We start from the raw sequence: 17362 nt of genomic DNA on the forward strand, positions 1-17362 counted from the left end.
CCTAGGGGAGTCGAACCCCTCTTTTCAGAATGAAAATCTGACGTCCTAACCGATAGACGAAGGGCGCGTGCGGGGCGGTTTATAGTGGGCGTCTTGCGGTTGTGCAAGCGCCAAAGGGGTGGGATGTCAAAAAAACGTCATCTGTCCCCCGGCGAATCGCCCTGGCGGGAAATCCTCTTGTAATCAATGCGTTGCGGACAGTTCTTGTGAGCCTGGCCCGGACACGCACTCCGAGGCGCCCGCCGGTAGTCCTCGGCGAAGGAGGATGGCTACTTGCGCCGGCCGCGACATTTCCAGTTCCAGTCGCGTTCCGGGCCAATGTCGATATGGACGGATTCGGTGTGGCAGTAGGTGCCGACGCCGCCGCGGCCCGGCCTGCTGCGCAGGTATTCGGCGAGTTCCCACCGGCTGACGCCGGCGATCTGGATGTCGGCCGCCTCGCAGCGGGTGTGGAGCGACTGCTTTGTCCGGTTACGCTTCATCGGGCGGACGCCGGACGTGACGATGACCGGCTTGCCGTAGTGCTGCTCGACCGATTTCAGGACGGCCAGCAGTTCCGGCTTGAAGCAGCCGGTATTGACCTTCTCCGTCTGCAGCCAAAGCCCGTTCGGCGACAGGCGGGCCAGTCCCGCAAGCGAGGCGATCTCGGTCACGCCGTTGTCGTCCTCGTCTGGGCCGTCCTCCTCGAGCTCGGAATGGTCGACGGGAGCTGCGGTCGACAGGACGCCGGGCAGGGCGGTGGGCACCAGTGCGGCCGTCTGGCGGGCGGCGGCGGTCTCGCGGGTGAGGAGCCGCGCCTGCCGCGCCGGTGCCGGTTTGCCGGCCGGATCGGCGTTGGGCGTCTTGCGCTTGGTTGCAAACAGTGCGGCGAGCGTCAGCCGCGGTTCGGAACCATCGGCCGGCTTGTCGTCGTCAGCGGTGCCGGCGGCGGCTGCCGTCTCCGTGGCAGGCGCGCCATCGCTCACGGTCGTCGCCAGCGCGCGCTGGGCATCGTTGCCTTCGCTCTCGGCCACCAGGGCCGAGCGGACGCTGGTCGGAACGGGAACGTGGTCGGGAACGACGGACGCTTCCTCGTCGAAGGCAGGAGGTGTGCCGGGGGCGGCCGGTGAGCCAGAAGCAGCGGGGATCGAGCCGGTGGTGGCGCCGCTGGCGGGAAGGGCGCCCAGATTGGCCTGATAGAGATTGGTGATCGCGCGGCCGGACGGGTCCGGGTCGGCGCCCGCGGGCGTATCGGACGAGGCCGCCGGCGCGGCGGAGGCGAAGATACTGGTCTGGTTGGCGTTCACCTGGGCGGGCTGCATGACCGCATCGGCAAAGTTCGACGGTTCGGATGGATCGCTCCCGGTCGCGGAGCGCGCCGACGGACCTTCGCCCCCGGCGGAACCCCGGCCGGCATTGACCAGCGGGTCGCGGTAGCCGTCCGCGGCTCCGTCTTCGCCGGCCTGCGCCTGTTCCTGCTGGCTCGAGGTCGCCTGCGAAAGGGCGGCGTCGTCCTCGGACTGCATGTCCCCCGATGCCGATACGCAGCCGTTCAGGACCAGCGCGGAGACGGCCATCAGCAGCCCGTTCCGCAGCCTTGTCGCATGTCTACCCATTCCGCACGTCGTCATGAGGTTCGGATCCCTGCATTTTTTGCGCCGGCCGAAAGGGATCGGCCGTGCTAGTCCGCATCCGGGAAGCTCCTCGGGAAGGAATGGCCCGTCGTGGCTCCCCCGCAGGCCCGCATGGCAATGCGGGCCGCTTGCTCGAAATTCCACCGGAATGAGCCATCGGGGCGGCGCCGGGGCTCTCCTCCCTCAGGAATCATCCACCCGCCGACAGCCGCGGGATATTCCGGGCAAAAGACGGCGAAACCGTGGTGAAATTGCGCGCGGGCGTTGCAGTCGGCCGTGCCCGGGCCGTTGACCCGGGGCGACGACCGGAAGGCAGGCGCCTGCGATCGATAATGAGTGCTAAAGGGCAAGCGTTGTGCGAGGCTTACCAGCTGCCGGTGTTCGCCATGGAGGCCCAGGGTTCGGCCGGCGGCAGGCGTTCGCCCTTCTGCAGGATCTCGAACGATATGCCGTCGGGCGAGCGCACGAAGGCCATGTGGCCGTCGCGGGGCGGCCGGTTGATCGTCACACCGTTGTCCATCAGCTTCTGGCAGAAGCCGTAGATATCGTCGACCTCATAGGCGAGGTGGCCGAAATTGCGCCCGCCTGAATAGGTCTCCGGATCCCAGTTGTAGGTCAGTTCGATGCAGGGGGCGGCGCTCGCTTTTGCCGAGGCGACATCCTCGGGGGCCGCGAGGAAGATCAGGGTGAAGCGCCCCTTGTCGTTCTCCATCCTGCGGGTTTCGACGAAGCCCATCAGGTCCCGATAGAAGCGGAGCGACTGCTCGACGTCGGTGACCCGGACCATGGTGTGTAGGTAGCGCATGCCTCAAATCCTCAATGAACGAATGGGCGGGAAGATAGGAGATTGTCAGCCAGAGGCAAGCCTCGTGGTCTATGGAGGGTTACGGGCAAAACTTTTCGTGAAGGCTTGCCCTACCGCAATGGGACGATGTTATTCTGATTGGCAAGAATCAGTTAACCGTAATGTGACGCGTAATCGAGGGGCTGGGCAGATCATGGCGGACAGGATGTCTACGAAGGAAATCACGGAGCGTGATGACCAGGGTGGCGAGGCGGTCGACCTGATCGAGATCACCGGCGTCATCAAATGGTTCGACGTCGCCAAGGGTTTCGGGTTCATCGTGCCGGACAACGGCATGCAGGACGTGCTGGTGCACGTCACCTGCCTGCGCCGGGACGGCTACCAGACTGTGCTGGAAGGCACCCGCGTGGTGGCCCTGATCCAGCGCCGCGACCGCGGTTTCCAGGCCTTCCGCATCCTTTCCATGGACCAGTCGACCGCGGTGCATCCCTCGCAGATGCCGCCGGTCAAGACGCATGTGCAGGTCACCGCGACGAGCGGGCTGGAACGGGTGCTGGTCAAGTGGTTCAACCGCACGAAGGGCTTCGGCTTCCTGACCCGCGGGGAGGGGACCGAGGACATCTTCATCCACATGGAGACGCTGCGCCGATTCGGCCTGACGGAGCTTCGCCCGGGCCAGGTCGTGCTCGTCCGCTTCGGCGACGGCGAGAAGGGCCTGATGGCAGCCGAGATCCATCCGGACAACCCGATGCCGGGCAACCGGGCGCACTGATGGCCACGGCCGTCCGCCCGGCGCTTCGTCGCGTCCATAGCGCCCTCGTGGCGCTTTTTTTGTTGCTTGCCGGCCTGGCACCGGCACTGGCGGAAGAGACCTTCCAGGAGGGGCAGCTTTCGATCGTCACGCAGGGCGGCGCCCGCCATGCGTTCACGGTCGAACTGGCGCTGACGCCCCGCCAGCGCGCGCAGGGGCTGATGAACCGCCGCACCATGGCGGCCGACCGCGGCATGCTCTTCTCCTTCGGCGAGACCCGCCAGGTGCTGATGTGGATGAAGAACACCTACCTGCCGCTGGACATGCTCTTCATCGACGAAGGCGGCGCGATCCGCACCATCCGCGAGAACGCCGAACCGCATTCCGAGGCGATCATCGATTCGCGCGTGCCGGTGGCCTATGTCCTCGAACTCAACGGCGGCACAGCGCGCAAGCTCGGCATCCGCACCGGTGACCGCGTCGAAAGTCCGGTGATATCGGGGGGCGGCGGGCAGCCCTGAGCGCGACGGCGGGCAGGAGCGGATTGGGGCCGGCACCGAATCCGTGTAAGCAGGCCCCGCAGGAACGGACGGTGGAAGCGGACATGGCGGCACGGGATCGATATTCGAGGAAGCTGGAATGCTCCAAGTGCGGGCGCACGGGCTTCGCGGAGGTCTCCGAGGACGACGACCCGCGGCGCAAGACCCCGGGTTTCAGGATCGACGAAATGCCGGCGGGCTTTTCCACCGAGCGCGCCTCCAGCGATCCGGCGAGGCACATGGTGCGCTGCCGCTGTGGCAACGTGTTCGCCTTCCAGCAGAAGACCTATTATGCGCCGGGCGGCGAACCGGCCCGGGGCCGTTGACGCACTATCAGCGTTTCGACCGGCGTTTTCCAATCAGGCGGCAGAAAAGAGCGGACACACAGATGAACCTTCGCATTCCCCACGCGGCCCTCACGCTGGCGGCAGCCCTTCTGCTTGCAGCCAATGCCCTGGCCGCCGAATTCAAGCATCCGGGGCTGATCAATTCCGCCGGGCGGCTCAACGTGTTGTCGCGGCTGGAGAAGGATGCCCGCTCGTCGGATCGGCGGCAGGCCTATTATGCGTCTCTCGACAAGGACAGGCGGTTTTCGGCCGACTACCAGCCGAGGCCGATGGACTATGTGGTCGTGGTGGCGCGAACCAGCAACGAATCGGAGAAGCGCTTCCGCAACGACATGGCGGCCGCCTATTTCACCGCCCTGCGCTGGGTGAAGACGGGCGACAACCGCTACCGCGCGAAATCGATCGAGATCATGAACGCCTGGGCGGACAAGTTCGTGGCGCTGACCCGCGAGAAGGGCACCAAGACCGGGCCCGGGCAGATCCCGCTGGAGGCGGCCTGGGCGATCCCGATCTGGGCCAATGCCGCCGAGATCATCCTCTACTACAAGCATCCCTACGGCGCGCCGGGGCCGGAGTGGAAGGACAAGGACGTCCGCAAGTTCCGCGCGTTCCTGGGGCGGCTGCACGAGCAGCGCCAGGAGATGCGGCGCAACCGCTCGGACAACCAGGGCGTCTCCGGAGCGCTGGCCGACATGACGCTCGGGGTCTTCAACAACGACGAGCGGCTGTACAGGGCCGGTCTCAGGGAGGCGCAGCGACAGTTGCCGGAGATCGTCGCCGACGACGGCGAAGTGAAGGAACTGCGCGACCGGGACTGCGTCCATCCGCAATATTCGCTGATCGGGCTGACCCAGGCCGCCCAGATCGAGATGAACCAGTCGGGCCGGAGCACGCTGCTGTCGATGAGGCACAAGGGCGACATCCAGCCGATCCTGATGGAAGGCATCGAATACATGTCGCGCGCCCTGACCGATGGCTCCGAGGCCCGCGATTGCCGCACCGGCAGGCTGCTCGACGGCTACGCGCCGATGGCCAAGCGCCTCTATGCCAACGACAACAAGGTGCAGGCCAAGAAGTTGAACGGCGCCATGGATCGCGTCCAGCAGCGCATGTCCGGGCTCTTCCCGGAAGGCACGGAGTTCACCCACGGCGACGACGGTTCGCAATAGGCAGGCCCGTGATTTCGGGCGCGTTCGCCGTCTGAACTAGACCTGGTTGATCGAGGGCAGGAGCGTGATCACCTCGCGCTTGTGCCGTTCGTCGAGCGGCTCGATGTTCTCGTTCCAGTAGGCTTCGGCCTCGGGCGTATCGTGCTCCCACGTCCGCGTGGCGACGTGGTCGTCGTCGATCTTCGACAGCCTGTGGCCGCCGAGCCGCATGTATTCCCGGGCCAGTTCAACTGCAGTCGCCTGTTCCATGACCATTGTCCTTTCGGTGCGACGAGAGGGAAACGGTACAGCGATGATAGTTCCGGAACGCGCCTTTCGCCACCACGATGACGGGCGGTTGACGTCGGCGGGAAACTGCGCATGCGTCTCTTGCAACATCCTATCCAGGGGGATAGGAAGTAGTCATGACGGAACACAAGCACGACACCCATCCCGAGATCGTCAAGCGGCTGCGCCGCGCCGAGGGGCACCTGAGGAGCGTGATCACCATGATCGAGGACGGCAAGCCCTGCCTCGATCTGGCGCAGCAGCTCCATGCCGTCGAAAAGGCGATCGTCAACGCCAAGCGGACGCTGATCCAGGATCACCTCGATCATTGCCTGGAGGACGCCGTCGGATCGCTGGCGCGCGACCAGCGCCGGTCCATCGACGAGTTCAAGGCCATCACCAAGTATCTCTGAGGTCAGACGATGCCCGATTTCGCCGAGTTGATCCGACAGGGATCGGCGCATGCCTGGCTGTTCATTCCGAGCGCCGTGCTGCTCGGCGCGCTGCACGGCCTCGAGCCCGGCCACTCGAAGACGATGATGGCCGCCTTCATCGTTGCTGTCCGGGGAACCGTGGCGCAGGCGGTGCTCCTCGGCCTTGCCGCGACGATCTCGCACACGGCCGTCGTCTGGGGCATCGCCTTTGCCGGCATGTACCTGTGGCGGGACGTCGATGCCGAGGTCTTCGAGCCCTACTTCCAGCTGGTATCCGGAGCGATCATCATCGCCATCGCGCTCTGGATGCTGTGGCGGACATGGCAGGACCAGCGGCAGGCGAAATCGGCCGCCGGCATAACGCACGACCATCATCACCACAACCATGACCACGCCCACCATCGCCATGGGGCGCACGGCCACGATCATGACCGGCCGGACCCTGTGGCCCAGGGCGACACCCGGCGGATCGATACCGGGCACGGCGTCGTGGAACTTGCCATCTTCGAGGACGGCGTGCCTCCGGTCTTCCGGCTGCGAACCCTTGGCGGTCATGCCTGGCGCGCAGCCGACGTCACCGTCCCCATCGAGCGGCCGGACGGGACGCGGCAGGATTTTCGGTTCGCCGACTGCGGCGCCTGTCTGCAATCGACGACGGAAATCGCCGAGCCGCACGCCTTCACCGCCCGCCTCTCGCTGGGGCATGGCAACCACAGCCACGACTACGACGTCTCCTTCGTCGAGGGACACGACCAGGTCCTGGGACCGGACGTCGACGCGGATGGCTACCAGGATGCGCACGAGCGCGCCCATGCGAACGACATCCGCCGCAGGTTTTCCGACCGCAAGGTGACGACCTGGCAGATCGTTCTGTTCGGATTGACCGGCGGCCTCATTCCATGCCCGGCCGCGATCACGGTCCTGCTCCTCTGCCTGCAACTGCGCGAGTTCACCCTCGGCTTCGCCCTCGTCCTCTGCTTCTCGATCGGCCTTGCCATCACGCTCGTGACGGTCGGGGCGCTGGCCGCCCTCAGCGTCCGCCATGCAACGACGCGCTGGAGCTGGTTCGGCACGCTCGCTCGCAGAGCGCCCTATGTCTCCGGCCTTCTGATCGTGCTGGTCGGGCTCTATGTCGGATTCCACGGCCTGCAGGGCCTGTCGGCGCAGGCAGAACCGGCGGCGGCGACGGAGCAGGGATGACGCGCGCCGAAGGTTCTTTCCCTCCACATGGGGAGCGGTGACATGACCGCAGCGGTCGGCGCCTATCTCGGCCTCTTTCTGGCAGCCTTCCTGGCTGCGACCATCCTTCCGGCGCAGTCGGAGACGGCGCTCGTCGTCCTGATCCTGACCGGGGACTATCCCGTCGTCGCGCTCGTCACCGTTGCGAGCGTCGGAAACATCCTCGGTTCCGTCGTCAATTGGTCACTCGGGCGCGGTATAGCCCGCTTTCGGACCAGGCGCTGGTTTCCCGTTTCCGCCAAAAGCCTCGAGATGGCCGGGCGCTGGTACGGGCGATACGGCAAGTGGTCGCTGCTGGCGAGCTGGCTGCCGGTCGTCGGCGATCCGATCACGGTCGCAGCCGGCATCCTCAGGGTGCCGTTTGCGACATTCCTGGTACTGGTATCGGTCGCCAAGGTCGGTCGCTATGCTGTGCTTGCACTGGCGACCGGTGCCTGGAGTTGACGGGGTGGAGGGGAATGAACAGATGAAGATGTCTGCTGCCGTCGCCAGCGGCGCGCGTCGTGGCGAGAAGGACGGTGGAATGGCGCATGGCATCTCCTTTCGCGAGGCCTTCCATGTCTGGCTCCGTGTGGCGGCGCTGAGTTTCGGCGGGCCCGCCGGGCAGATCGCGCTGATGCACAGGATCGTCGTCGACGAGAAGAAGTGGATCGGCGAACGCCGTTTCCTGCATGCGCTGAACTATTGCATGCTGCTGCCCGGGCCGGAGGCGCAGCAGCTTGCCGTCTATATCGGCTGGCTGCTGCACAGGACCGCGGGCGGCCTCGTCGCCGGCGTGCTGTTCGTGCTGCCGGGATTCTTCGCCATCCTCGCCCTCAGCTACCTGTATGTCGCCTTCGGCAATGTCGGCGTGGTCGAAGGCATGTTCTTCGGCCTCAAGGCGGCCGTGCTCGCGGTCGTCGTCCAGGCCGCGATCCGCATCGGCAGCCGCGCGCTGCGCAGCCCTGCCATGATCGCGATCGCTGCGGTTGCCTTTATCGCGATCTTCTTCTTCCGCATCTCCTTTCCGCTGATCATCGTTGCCGCGGCCATTGCCGGCTTTGTCGGCTCCCGGACCGGCGCGACCCTTTTCAAACCCGGCGCCGGCGACAGGGCGGGCGCTGGCGCGGGCCTTTCCGATGACGATTCGGTGCTGGGGGAGGGCACGCCGGAACACGCCCGGCCGAACCTTCGATGGTCGCTGCGGATAAGCGCCGTGCTGCTTCTTCTGTGGCTCGGCCCCGTGGCGCTGCTCTATGTCCTTTTCGGCAGCGACGACGTGTTCACGCAGATCGGCCTGTTCTTCAGCAGGATGGCCGTCGTCACCTTCGGCGGCGCCTATGCGGCGCTCTCCTATGTCGCCCAGGAGGCGGTCCAGCACTATGGCTGGCTGAAGCCGACCGAGATGATCGACGGCCTCGGCATGGCCGAAACGACGCCGGGACCGCTGATCATGGTCCTGCAATTCGTCGGCTTCATGGGCGCCTACCGCAATCCCGGCAGCCTCGATCCGATGACCGCGGCGACGCTGGCGGCGGTGCTGGCCACCTGGGTCACCTTCCTGCCGTGCTTCCTGTGGATCTTCCTCGGCGCCCCGTTCATCGAAAGGCTGCGGGGCAACGCCGCACTGGCAGGCGCGATGTCGGCGATCACCGCGGCCGTCGTCGGCGTGATCGTCAATCTGGCGCTCTGGTTCGGCCTGCATTTCCTGTTTGCCGGAACGGACATCCTGCGGCTCGGCCCACTATGGCTGGAGCTACCCGTCTGGTCCACCCTTTCGATCCCCTCGCTCGCCCTCAGCGCCGCCGCAGCCCTCGCCATCTTCCGCTTCAAGCTCTCCGTCATCGCCACCATCGCCTGCTGCGCGCTCGCCGGCATGGCCTGGCACGTCGCAGGGGCGAGGTGAATGTAGGGAGAAGGCCGGATTTAGCGGGGGATTGGCTGGGGAACCTGGATTCTCACATGATTTCAACGGCTTAGTGGAAGAGCCTTAAAATTCCCTCTGATTTCCCGTCGCGAGCGACCGTGGATGCCACCTTTGTGCCCTGGCTTTGGGCATCAGTCAACCGGACGGGCGAGCGGCAATAATTTCCGCTTTCGGACCTGAAAGTTGCGGTACGCCCGCCATAAGGCGCTGGAAAGCTTTGCGCCTTCCACCTGGTCGTTCAGGTATTTCCGGCCCGTTTCTGAAACCAGACATTCCTGCAGCCAGGCCAACGCGGGCATCATGGACGCTGCCGTTCTGGATATGCTCAAGCGCGAGATCCGTCTGATCGAGGACGCTCGCCAAGAACATCAACATGACTTACAACCTTCGGCAGTGGGACGGCTGCGGGATTAAAGCATGAGCACAGAGCAAGTGAAGAACGAAATCCGTCGATTTCTCAAGGCGGAGGATAAACTTGCGCTTTGTTTGAGCGGCAAGTGGGGCGTTGGCAAGACCCATACTTGGGACACCTTGCTCACTGCTGCATTCAAGGATGCCACGGTAAGGCCGCCGCGCTATGCCTACGTCTCGTTGTTCGGCCTTGAGACCCTAAGCGATGTTCGCAGATCAGTTTTCGAGAACACAGTCCAAGCTGCAGCTTTCAGCGAGAAGGAGAGGCTGGAAGCGACCTTCAGCAGCGTATCCGAACGCTTGGCGCAACTGTCGTCCAAGTGGCGTGCAGGGATCGGATTGATCCGTGGCATCCCCGTTGTTGCCGACTACGGAGGATTGGTTGAAGCCGGATTCCTCGACGTGCGAAACCAGATCGTATGCTTCGACGATCTTGAGCGCATGAGCGACGGCCTCGACCTGAAGGATGTGCTGGGGCTGATCTCCTTCCTCAAAGAGAAGAAGAATTGCAAGGTGGTGCTGCTGTTGAACAGTGAGGCATTGGAAGGGCAGAATGCCGAGGATTTCCGCGTTCAACTGGAAAAGGTAATCGACATCAATTTGACATTCGCTCCGACGGCGAGCGAGGCGGTTGCCATAGCTGTCCCGGATCGAACGACCCTCCTGACCCAGATGGTCGCAGAATATGCGGCGAAGCTAGAAATCACTAACATCCGGACGATCTTCAAGCTCCTTAGAATTTGCAGTCGGCTTGAAGAGGTTTTGGAGGGCTATGACGAGCGCATCATCAAGCAGGCCTTCCATAGCGCGTGCCTGTTCGGCTTCGCGATCTACCAGCCCACCGAAGCACCACCGATCGATGCCATCCTGAAGCATCGCCCCTATGCCGACCTCTTCGGTGACCGAGAGGAGCGAACTCCAGAGGAGATCCAGCATTCCGAGCTGCTGAAGCGATATGAGTTCTTCACAGCAGACGGCCTTGATCTCGTCGTCTTCGATTGCATCCGCAGCGGCTTTTACGATGAAGTTTCCCTGCGGCGAGAAGCCGATGTGCTGACGGGAAGGCTCGAACTCAAGGACCAGGATGCCGCGTTCAGCAACGTGTGGGACATCTACCATGGATCTTTCGATGACAATGCAGATGCCTTCGCCACGGAGCTGAAGCAGTCGATCAGGGACAACTCCGCAGCAATCAGTCCTGCGAACCTTTCCGCCTCGATCGCTACCCTGAAGAAACTCGGTCATGGCGACGGCCTCGACGATCTCATCAAGGACTACGTGGACAGCCGAGATGACGGAAAAGACTTCTGGGTGGGAGATCCTGTTTCGCCGCGCTTCAATATCGAGGATCCAGATGTGATCGCGGCTTTCGCTGCCAAAGCTGGTGCGTTCGCTGACGACAGAACTCTGAAGGGTGTCGCGACCGCTATCGTGAGAGACAGGGGATGGAGCGAGGGCACCCTTGAATTCCTCGACAAGCATAGTACCGACGATTTCTATGCCGCCATGAAATCAGCAAAAGACGAGGAGCTGCGCCTGGTCGTCTATGGACTGACCTACTTCCGAAACATCGGAAACGCAGACGAGAGGATGAAGAGCATTTCCGCGAAGGCCGTGTCAGCCCTACAGAGGATTGGGCAAGAGAGCGCGATCAATCGACTTCGTGTCGAGAAGTTCAGTGTCGTCGTGCCTCAAGCTTAAAGTCACCATTGATTTGTTCTTCGCGGGCGGCAATCCTGTAAAGGTGGAGGTGAACCGCGCCTAGAGATTCTCTGACCGCGAGCGGGCGTGGTTGGCGCTCAATGGCTCGCGCACGATCCGCCTTCTTTGTACCCGCCTCGGGTGTCCGCTTTTCGCGTTAGTGGTCCTAACAGCGTACGGTCTGCTGACGGCCCAAAAGCCGTCGTTCGTCACAGACTGTTTGACGCACTAGAACAGGGTCCCCAGCCGTCATTTTGAGAGTGCGAAGCATCTCTGGGATCTGGCAAACGTCCCACTCCAATTGACGCGAAATCGAGCCAAGTGTCTGAAAAGACGCCGCGATTTCTGGTGGGGAATGACAACTCCATAGCGGAGGAAAATAGGTAAAAAATGGCCTGCCTGGCTAACCTGGATTCTCACATGATTTCAATAGCTTATTGAAATTTCCTTTGAATTCCCTATATTTTCCTGCCGCGAGCGACCGTGGATGCCACCTTTGTGCCCTGGCTTTGGGCATCAGTCAACAGGATGGAGCGAGCGGTAATAATTTCCGCTTGCGGACCTCAAGTTTGCGGTGAGGCGGCCATAAAGTGCCCGGCACTTTGCGGCTTCATTTCAGCCGTTCAAGGCGGCGACTTATATCCCGAAACCTTTCCCTGCCAGGATTCGCCGTCATTGTCTCGACTTCGCGTCGCCGCCCCTTGATGTGCTGCCTTGGTTAGGGTCAGGCGCTGAAGGCGCTCTTGGGCGGGAAGACCCAGACTCGCGGAGCCACCGACATTGATTGGTTCGCGACCCCTATTTCGGACTTGATGCAGTTGCCATGCTGGACTGCTGTCAGGCGGCTTTCGTCCCTTCGTGTCCGGGCCATGCGCGCCGCTGAGCTAAGCACGTTCGTCAACTCAGAGCCGCCTCCGGATTTTCGCCGTGCTGGTGTTCGAGCTCCAAAAGGGTTTGGCCGTATCATCGGCGCTGTGCCGTGCCCTCACTCAGAGCGCGGAAGCGACGCGCCCTCAGGTCTGTCGTTCGCACCGTTCACTGGAGCTTCTGAAAGCGCCGTCCGCTTCACAATTATGGTCGCAGCCGCAGCGCGGCCACGATAGGCCAAGGCTAATTCCAGGGGGGCAAGCCATTGCAACAAAAGACCTTGTTCGATCATCCGACTCTGCTGCTTCGAGTTGTATCCCTCTTCAATTGCATGTCGGTGCGATAGCTGGTTGTATGGAATCACTGACGTCAACTGAGTCCGCTGAGGATCGTATGCATATTGAGAGCTTAAGGCTTCGGAATTTTCGTTGCTTTGGAGATGAAGCGCAGACCATTTCATTTGATCCTGCACTCACTGCCGTAGTCGGCGCAAACGGGGCCGGGAAGACGGCGATAGTTGCCGCATTACAGAAGCTGTTTGCAACCCGCGCGGAAGACCGCCGTTTGACACGTGAAGACGTCCATTTCGGCCCAGGCGAAACACCTGGCACGGTCGAGGAGGCAAATGCAAACTCGGAGGACGAGCTTGACCAACGACTAGGTGAGGCTGTTCTGCCTGAGGATCAGATTCGATCTGTCGACAAAAGAGAGGTCGAGATCGAAGTCATTCTTGGATTTCCCGAACTGAGCAACGGAATTGATGAGGACAAGGCGGATTCAGTGGCTGAAATCTTTCGGGCGATGTCATCTTCCGGCCCCGGCCAACCACTCAAGGCTAGGATTCGATTGGAGGCGAGTTGGATATACGGCATAGATGAGGATGATATCAGCGCACAGATGTTTTGGATCACAAGCCTGGACGAGGTGCCGTTTGGAGAGCGCGACATTGCTAAACTTCCATTCTCTTCGAACGACCGCCGGCGCTTCCAGATACGATATCTTCCGGCGACACGAGACGGTAATGCGATACTGAAGCTCGCTCTTCGAGAAATGCTCGCCTGGCTTGAACGGCACGGGAATTGGGAAGGCGGCCGAGAGCCGATGGCCAAACAGTGGGAGGCAATGCAGAACCTGTTTGATGCCATGCCAGCTATCAAAAAGATAAGTGAAGAGCTTTCAACAAACTGGGGCCGGCTTTTCGAGGGGCGTCACCTTCGAACTCCCCGCTTAACTGTCCTCGCTCGGGAGCTTCAGCGAGCACTTCGCGAGCTTTCGCTCACGCTCGGACCCGGACCTGGTGGGCGACACCGCTCTGTCCATGAACTCAGCGAGGGGCAAGCATCATTGTTCTACATTGCAATCGTTGTCACACTGTTCAAGCTGGATGAGGAACTTGCCCGTTCGCAGCCAGAAGGATTCCTCGCAATTGAAGTTGCACGTCCTTGGCTTACGATTATAGCGCTTGAGGAGCCTGAAAACCACTTGGCTCCTTTCTACCTCTCGCGGATGGTCAACCTCATGCGAGAGCAGGCACAGAGCCAATCCGTCATGGCGATTCTTACGACGCATTCAGCCAGCGCTTTGCGTAGGGTGGATCCCGAGCAGGTCCGCTATGTACGTCAGGATCCGATCACGCTTACGTCGAGCGTGAAGGAAGTCCCGCTGCCTGAATCCAAATCGGACGCTAGAAAATTCATCCAGGAAGCAGTTGCTAGCCACCCCGAGCTCTACTTCGCTCGTTTGGTGATACTTGGTGAGGGACGCTCCGAGCAGATTGTCCTGCCGCGACTTGCACGATCACTCGATTCGGAAATGGAACTGGATCCAGCTTTTGTTGCGTTCGTTCCACTCGGAGGGAGGCACGTCAATCATTTCTGGCGTTTGCTGGACGGTCTAAAGATCCCTTATGTAACCCTTCTCGATTACGATCTAGGACGCTCCGGCGCCGGGCCGAGGCGATTGAAGTACGCGGCAGACCAGCTTGGGAAAATCGGGGTGAATACGCCGCCACTTCCTCGTCCCGGAAAAGCCGGGCAATGGGACACTCTTACCGAGATCGATATTGGTTTCTGGATGTCATGGCTTCGCTTCAACAACGTCTTCTACTCCAGCCACCTCGACCTCGACATGATGATGGTCAAGTCTTTCCCGGACCGATATGGTGAGGTGGCGTCGATTGATGCGCCGGATGATGCCGACAGCTACAAGAAATCTGTTTTCGGTAAAGACGGTCTTGGCCTGGACGCCTATCAAGCCGCGGATCGGTTCACTGCCTTGGAGCTGGCGCAGTACGACGCGTTGTTCAAGTCGAACAGTAAGCCGGTTTCCCACGTCGAAGCGCTCTCGAGTATCCCCAGCGATAAAATGAAAGCCGGGTGCCCCGAGCCACTTGTGGCCCTGTTTGGACGCTGCCAAGATCTGCTTTCTCCATACATCGGGGGAGATTTCTAGTGTCGATCATCGAGCGAGCCCGATGGCATCCGGGGAATGGTATCAACCTAGACACTGCAGCGCTTGACGTTGTTAAGAGCGACAAAAGCGTAGCCGTTGTCGCGGGCCCCGGTGCGGGCAAGACTGAGCTTCTGGCGCAACGTGCCAGCTATCTTCTTGAAACTAACACCTGCAAGGCACCCCGCAGGATTCTTGCGATCAGCTTTAAGCGTGATGCCGCAAAAAACCTCAAGGATCGCGTGACTGCACGCACGGGTGAAGATCTCGGAACGCGCCTGGAGAGCTACACCTTCGACGCCTTTGCCAAGAGCATCGTAGACAGATTCCGGTCGACGCTTCCAACGTGGTGCCGACCAGAGCGAAACTATGAAATAATAATGCCAGGTTGGCAGGACTGGAATGATTTCGCTGACAGGCTTCGAAGAAGTGCCAACATCTCGATAACCGGCAAGGAACTAGACCGTGGTCATTCAACTTTAACCGCAGGACCGGGACCGTTGCCACTAAACGCCACAAAGGATGATTTTCCTAACCAAGCGGGACTTCGTTACTGGGCGGCATGTCTGAGGTCGGACCGAACTCACCAGCTAACATTCGGAATGATTGCCACCCTGGCAATGACGATCTTGGCGCATAATCCCACCGTGCGGTCCGCACTGCGTCTGACCTACTCTCATCTATTTCTCGACGAGTTCCAAGACACTACCGGACTGCAGTATGCGTTGCTGAAGCAAGCTTTCCTCGGATCCGAGACGGTAATCACGGCCGTCGGTGACAGCAAGCAGCGAATCATGACTTTTGCAGGAGCCCGATCGGGTATCTTCCAGGAGTTTGCAGAAAATTTTGAGGCAGACGTCGTCGCACTGACTGCCAACTTCAGGTCCAATCTCAGGATTGTTGCAATCGTAAATGCCATGGCAGCGGACATAGAACCTGACGCGGTCCCGGTAGCTTCTGCACGCGCTCAAGCTGACGCTCCAAGCCTCACAGATGGAGTGATTCATTTTCAGAACGCTGGAGAAGAGGCCAACACTCTTGCCAAGTCCATCGCAGCAGCGGTCGGTTCCGGACGTTGCAAGCCTGAGGACTTCATGCTTCTGGCGCGGCAAAGAGCGGACAAGCTCGAAGACAAGCTAGCATTCGCTTTTGTCGGCGAGGGCCTGACGCTTCGCAACGAAGCGCGATCTCTGGGAGAAATTCAGATCCAGGAACTGATGACCGAGCCGCTTCCAGATGTTGTGATCTGTGCACTTCAGATGGCAATCGATGACCGGACTGGTGCCCCGTTTCATAGGCTTCGCAACATGATCGGGCCGATCTTTGGTAATCGCGACGACAGGCCGGCAGCCGAGCTAAAGGTGGAGCAAAGGATTAGAGAGGCGCTGAAGATCGCTAGAGCCGCTACAGCCAACGCTCCTTCGGATACCGCGGCCGAGACCGTCGCAACGGCCATCTTGGATTCCCTCGGGACGACTACCCTTTCACAACTGGCGCCAGATTATGCAAACCCGGTTAGGTTCGAGGCCATATACTCTGCAACAGTTACCTTTTTGAAGGAGTGCGCAGGGTCGGCTGAGACGTGGCACGACGCGATTGCGCAATTTCAGGGCAGAAATCAAGTAAAACTGATGACTGTTCACAAAAGCAAGGGATTGGAGGCGCACACGGTATTCTTTCTTCATCTTCAGAACGACGGATTTAACTCAAACGCGGACATGGATGAGGAAACCTTGGCCTTCTTCGTGGCAGCTTCTCGTGCTCGCGATCGATTTTTTGTAACGACGACGAGCCATCAGATCGGCCGGGTCACACGGCTATGGGCGATGGTGGAGGCCGCGGAGATTCCTGAACTTGAGGCCAGTGCGCTTGATCGACTCGTGGACTGACAAGCGGTAGTGGGTGCTCACCGAGCAGAGCGCAATCGCGGTACCTCAGACACATTGGTGGGCGATGCGACTGTCTAATCGCAAATGTTGCGCGGACGTATTGAGGGTATGCCTGCGGCGAAGGCCGTCTGTCTTGAGTTGGTGATTAGCTCTAAGTCCATGGCTTATGTCATGCGCTACATTGATTTCCCCCATTGAGCTTTTGTCTGTCGACGATGTTGGTCGCCGGCGGGATTGGTCGGACGAAGAGAAGGTTCGGATCGTCGAGGAGAGCCTGCAAGGCTTTCGGCAGGGCTCGGTAACGGCGCGGCGTTATGGATTGTCGCGGTCACTGTTGACCCGTTGGCGTCGGGAATACCGAAGCGGGCTTCTGAACGTTTCCGCGTCAACGGGCTTCGTGCCGCTTTCGATTTCGCCACCGCCGGCGGTATCTTTCGAGATGGCCCCATCGCCGACTGAAGACGACAGGACGATCGAGATCGGCCTGCCGAACGGTCGTCGCCTGACGATCCCGGCTTCGCTTGATCCAACTATCCTTGCTCGGCTGTTGCCGGTTCTGGACGCGTCATGATCGCCTTTCCGCCCGGGGTGAAGGTGTGGATTGCGGGCGGTGTGACCGACATGCGTTGTGGCATGAACAGCCTGGCGTTGAAGGTGCAACAGGGGCTTGGCCGCGATCCTCACGGCGGCGAGGTCTTCTGCTTTCGAGGTCGCAAAGGTGACCTGATCAAGGTCCTGTGGCATGACGGCGTCGGCATGTCGCTCTACCTGAAGCGCCTGGAGGCAGGGAAGTTCATCTGGCCGATTAGCCAGAATGGCTCCGCCGTGCCGGTGTCGGCGGCTCAACTCGGCTATCTTCTGGAAGGGATCGACTGGCGTAATCCACGCTGGACGCAGCGACCTGCAACGGCAGGCTGATCGCGAACATTCCTCTGTTTTTGTTGGGCTTTTAACAAGCGGCATGGTAGCTTTCGGC

The 17362-nt window shown here is 61.1% G+C and carries 17 protein-coding genes; 13 read left to right on the forward strand and 4 right to left on the reverse strand.

Annotated elements, in window-relative coordinates; all coding sequences use genetic code 11:
- Positions 1–269 precede the first annotated feature (269 nt).
- Positions 270–1595, reverse strand: a complete 1326-nt coding sequence (locus OCK02_RS23060; protein WP_263815049.1) for a YcbK family protein — start codon at positions 1593–1595, stop codon at positions 270–272.
- A 382-nt stretch (positions 1596–1977) separates the two neighbouring features.
- Entirely contained in the window at positions 1978–2418 is a 441-nt protein-coding gene (locus OCK02_RS23065) for a VOC family protein (RefSeq protein WP_263815050.1), read from the reverse strand.
- A gap of 193 nt (positions 2419–2611) precedes the next feature.
- On the opposite strand from OCK02_RS23065, the gene OCK02_RS23070 reads away from it, so the two are divergent.
- The 4 genes from OCK02_RS23070 to OCK02_RS23085 all read left to right on the forward strand — a co-directional run bounded on the left by OCK02_RS23070 (position 2612) and on the right by OCK02_RS23085 (position 5224).
- The gene (locus OCK02_RS23070) at positions 2612–3190 is read left to right on the forward strand and encodes a cold-shock protein (protein WP_183808218.1); all 579 of its coding nucleotides are present in this window, start codon (positions 2612–2614) and stop codon (positions 3188–3190) included.
- Positions 3190–3690, forward strand: a complete 501-nt coding sequence (locus OCK02_RS23075; protein ID WP_263815051.1) for a DUF192 domain-containing protein — start codon at positions 3190–3192, stop codon at positions 3688–3690. Before OCK02_RS23070 ends, OCK02_RS23075 begins: the two co-directional genes overlap by 1 nt.
- Before the next feature lie 83 nt (positions 3691–3773).
- Positions 3774–4034, forward strand: coding sequence for a hypothetical protein (locus tag OCK02_RS23080; protein ID WP_263815052.1), 261 nt, complete (start codon positions 3774–3776; stop codon positions 4032–4034).
- A 62-nt stretch (positions 4035–4096) separates the two neighbouring features.
- A complete protein-coding gene (locus tag OCK02_RS23085) occupies positions 4097–5224 on the forward strand; it encodes an alginate lyase family protein (RefSeq protein WP_263815053.1) in 1128 nt (375 codons plus the stop codon).
- Between the two features lie 36 nt (positions 5225–5260).
- Here OCK02_RS23085 and OCK02_RS23090 read toward each other — a convergent pair whose 3' ends face one another.
- Positions 5261–5473, reverse strand: a complete 213-nt coding sequence (locus tag OCK02_RS23090; protein ID WP_230808308.1) for a hypothetical protein — start codon at positions 5471–5473, stop codon at positions 5261–5263.
- A gap of 155 nt (positions 5474–5628) precedes the next feature.
- Between OCK02_RS23090 and OCK02_RS23095 the strand changes: the two genes are divergently transcribed.
- The 4 genes from OCK02_RS23095 to chrA are packed head-to-tail and all read left to right on the forward strand — an operon-like array spanning position 5629 to position 9049.
- Complete coding sequence (locus tag OCK02_RS23095; protein WP_263815054.1) at positions 5629–5904, forward strand: metal-sensing transcriptional repressor; 276 nt, start codon at positions 5629–5631, stop codon at positions 5902–5904.
- Positions 5905–5913: 9 nt separating this feature from the next.
- Positions 5914–7125: a nickel/cobalt efflux transporter gene (locus OCK02_RS23100; protein WP_263815055.1), complete on the forward strand. Its 1212-nt coding sequence runs from the start codon at positions 5914–5916 to the stop codon at positions 7123–7125.
- Between the two features lie 42 nt (positions 7126–7167).
- Positions 7168–7608: a YqaA family protein gene (locus OCK02_RS23105; protein ID WP_263815056.1), complete on the forward strand. Its 441-nt coding sequence runs from the start codon at positions 7168–7170 to the stop codon at positions 7606–7608.
- A gap of 28 nt (positions 7609–7636) precedes the next feature.
- Positions 7637–9049 carry a chromate efflux transporter gene (gene chrA / locus OCK02_RS23110; protein WP_263815110.1) on the forward strand — a complete coding sequence of 471 codons (1413 nt, stop codon included), beginning with the start codon at positions 7637–7639 and terminating at the stop codon, positions 9047–9049.
- Between the two features lie 156 nt (positions 9050–9205).
- Here chrA and OCK02_RS23115 read toward each other — a convergent pair whose 3' ends face one another.
- Positions 9206–9445, reverse strand: a complete 240-nt coding sequence (locus tag OCK02_RS23115) for a hypothetical protein (RefSeq protein ID WP_263815057.1) — start codon at positions 9443–9445, stop codon at positions 9206–9208.
- 42 nt (positions 9446–9487) lie between these two features.
- Here OCK02_RS23115 and OCK02_RS23120 point away from each other — a divergent pair, with 42 nt between their 5' ends.
- From OCK02_RS23120 to tnpB, 5 genes are all read left to right on the forward strand, one after another.
- Entirely contained in the window at positions 9488–11182 is a 1695-nt protein-coding gene (locus tag OCK02_RS23120) for a KAP family NTPase (RefSeq protein WP_263815058.1), read from the forward strand.
- Between the two features lie 1221 nt (positions 11183–12403).
- Entirely contained in the window at positions 12404–14500 is a 2097-nt protein-coding gene (locus OCK02_RS23125) for an ATP-dependent nuclease (protein ID WP_263815059.1), read from the forward strand.
- On the forward strand, positions 14500–16386 hold the full coding sequence (locus tag OCK02_RS23130) for a UvrD-helicase domain-containing protein (RefSeq protein WP_263815060.1): 1887 nt from the start codon (positions 14500–14502) through the stop codon (positions 16384–16386). The genes OCK02_RS23125 and OCK02_RS23130 overlap by 1 nt, the downstream gene beginning before the upstream one ends.
- 181 nt (positions 16387–16567) lie before the next feature.
- Positions 16568–16957, forward strand: coding sequence for an IS66-like element accessory protein TnpA (gene tnpA, locus OCK02_RS26270; protein WP_412178905.1), 390 nt, complete (start codon positions 16568–16570; stop codon positions 16955–16957).
- On the forward strand, positions 16954–17304 hold the full coding sequence (gene tnpB, locus OCK02_RS23140; protein ID WP_263815061.1) for an IS66 family insertion sequence element accessory protein TnpB: 351 nt from the start codon (positions 16954–16956) through the stop codon (positions 17302–17304). Before tnpA ends, tnpB begins: the two co-directional genes overlap by 4 nt.
- Positions 17305–17362: the final 58 nt, after the last annotated feature.

Source organism: Rhizobium sp. TRM96647 (assembly GCF_025780115.1).
Lineage (GTDB): Bacteria > Pseudomonadota > Alphaproteobacteria > Rhizobiales > Rhizobiaceae > Mycoplana.